The sequence below is a fragment of the Pseudomonas sp. HMWF021 genome (genome assembly GCF_003061005.1).
Lineage (GTDB): Bacteria > Pseudomonadota > Gammaproteobacteria > Pseudomonadales > Pseudomonadaceae > Aquipseudomonas.
Genome location: NZ_QAIK01000070.1, coordinates 1 through 1976, shown reverse-complemented (window position 1 = coordinate 1976; position 1976 = coordinate 1). Strand labels below are relative to the sequence as shown.

The window sequence follows — 1976 nt, the reverse complement described above, 5'->3', positions numbered from 1 at the left end:
AAGGTGTAGCGTACCAGCACCCAGGCCAGCAGCGTGCCGATGATGCCGTTGATGATCGCGGCACACAGTGCGGTGCCGAAGCTCAGCTTCAGCGCGGCGAGCACTCGCGGTGCGGAGATGATCGTCCAGAACTGATCCCAGGTGAGTTGGGCGGCGTGGACGAACATCGCCGCCAGCGGGATAAGCACAATCAGGCTGAGGTACACCAAGGTGTAGCCCAGCGTCAGCCCGAAGCCGGGTATGACGGGGGAGATACGACGCGACATAAAAGTCCTTGGTTAAAAACGCATCAATGTGGGAGCGAGCCTGCTCGCGAAGAGGGAGTATCAGTCAACATCCCTGTCGCCTGAAATACCGCCTTCGCGAGCAGGCTCGCTCCCACATGTTTTGTGCCTGAACTTCAGGCTCGTTTCGAGTGAGATTACTGCGCCTGATAGATCTGGTCGAACACGCCACCGTCGTTGAAGAATTTCGGCTGCGCGGTTTTCCAGCCGCCGAAGTCCTTGTCGATGGTCACCAGTTCCAGTTTCGGGAACTGCTGGGCGTACTTCGCCGCCACGTCCTTGTCGCGTGGACGGTAGAAGTTCTTCGCGGCGATCTCCTGACCGGCCGGGCTGTACAGGTGCTTGAGATAGGCTTCGGCGATCTGCTCGTTGCCCTTCTTCTCGGCGTTCTTGTCGACCACGGCCACCGGTGGTTCGGCGAGGATCGACAGCGACGGCACGACGATGTCGAACTTATCGGCGCCGCCATCTTCTTTCAGCGCCAGGAACGCTTCGTTTTCCCAGGCCAGCAGCACGTCACCCTGACCGTTGTTGACGAAGGTAATGGTCGAACCACGAGCGCCGGTGTCCAACACCGGAACGTGCTTGAACAGGGTCTGCACGTACTCTTTGGCTTTTTCTTCGCTGCCGCCGTTGGCTTTCAGGCCGTAGGCCCAGGCGGCGAGGAAGTTCCAGCGCGCACCGCCGGAGGTTTTCGGGTTCGGGGTGATCACCGAAACGTCATTCTTGACCAGGTCGCCCCAGTCCTTGATGCCTTTCGGGTTGCCCTTGCGCACCAGGAACACGATGGTCGAGGTGTACGGAGTGCTGGCGTCCGGCAGACGCTTCTGCCAGTCGGCCGGCAGGGTCTTGCCAAGCTTGGCGATTTCGTCGATGTCGCCGGCCAGCGCCAGGGTCACGACGTCGGCGCGCAGGCCGTCGATCACCGCCCGGCCCTGCTTGCCCGAACCGCCGTGGGACTGCTGGATTTTCACGTTGTCGCCAGCGTGTTCTTTTTTCCAGAAATTGATGAATTCGGCGTTGTAGTCCTGGTACAGCTCGCGCGTCGGGTCATACGACACGTTGAGCAGTTCGTAATCCTTGGCAACTGCGGAACCGGCAAACACGGCACTGGCCAGGGCGGCCAAAGCGTAACGGCGAATCGACGACATGGTGAAAGCTCCTGGAATTCTTGGTGGTGGCTTTTTCTTATGTATTGCGCAAATCGGGTGTGCCGGTTCAAAGATCGCAGCCTTCGACAGCTCCTGCGCATAGCCCCCTGCAGGAGCTGCCGCAGGCTGCGATCTTTTGATCTTCAAATCAGCTCGGCTTGTTACCCGGCTGCTGCAAACGGAATTTCTCTTTGCGTTCGATCTGTACGACCTGGGCGTTGTGCACAGTGATCTCCACTGCGCCAAAACGCAGATCGCGCAGGGCGCTCTGGATTTCACGCAAGATCGTGGTTTCGTCCTGACCGTCAACGCTGCGAAGGGATGCGCTCATGGTGCTGCTCCTTTGAATGGGATTTGCCTGGCAGTGGGCGGCACTGCGTTCGGCGTGGGAGCAATATAAGAGAGGCGCAGATATTCTTAAAAAGACTATTTAAGAATGTTTATATAACTGGAAAACATTATGTGGCGGGGCAAGGGTTTGCAGCGTGTTAAAGCAAAAGATCGCAGCCTTCGGCAGCTCCTACAGAGGTTGTGTAGGAGC

General features: G+C 58.3%; 2 protein-coding genes and 1 pseudogene. All 3 read right to left on the bottom strand.

What is annotated here, in order from left to right; all coding sequences use genetic code 11:
- Positions 1–266 (bottom strand): annotated as a pseudogene (locus DBR18_RS29025) (sulfate ABC transporter permease subunit CysT); the annotation flags it as partial.
- Between the two features lie 155 nt (positions 267–421).
- The gene (locus DBR18_RS10205; RefSeq protein WP_108590226.1) at positions 422–1435 is read right to left on the bottom strand and encodes a sulfate ABC transporter substrate-binding protein; all 1014 of its coding nucleotides are present in this window, start codon (positions 1433–1435) and stop codon (positions 422–424) included.
- A gap of 148 nt (positions 1436–1583) precedes the next feature.
- Positions 1584–1766 (bottom strand): sulfur starvation response protein OscA, encoded by a 183-nt coding sequence (gene oscA, locus DBR18_RS10200; RefSeq protein WP_003220508.1) that lies wholly within the window; start codon positions 1764–1766, stop codon positions 1584–1586.
- Between the last annotated feature and the right edge of the window lie 210 nt (positions 1767–1976).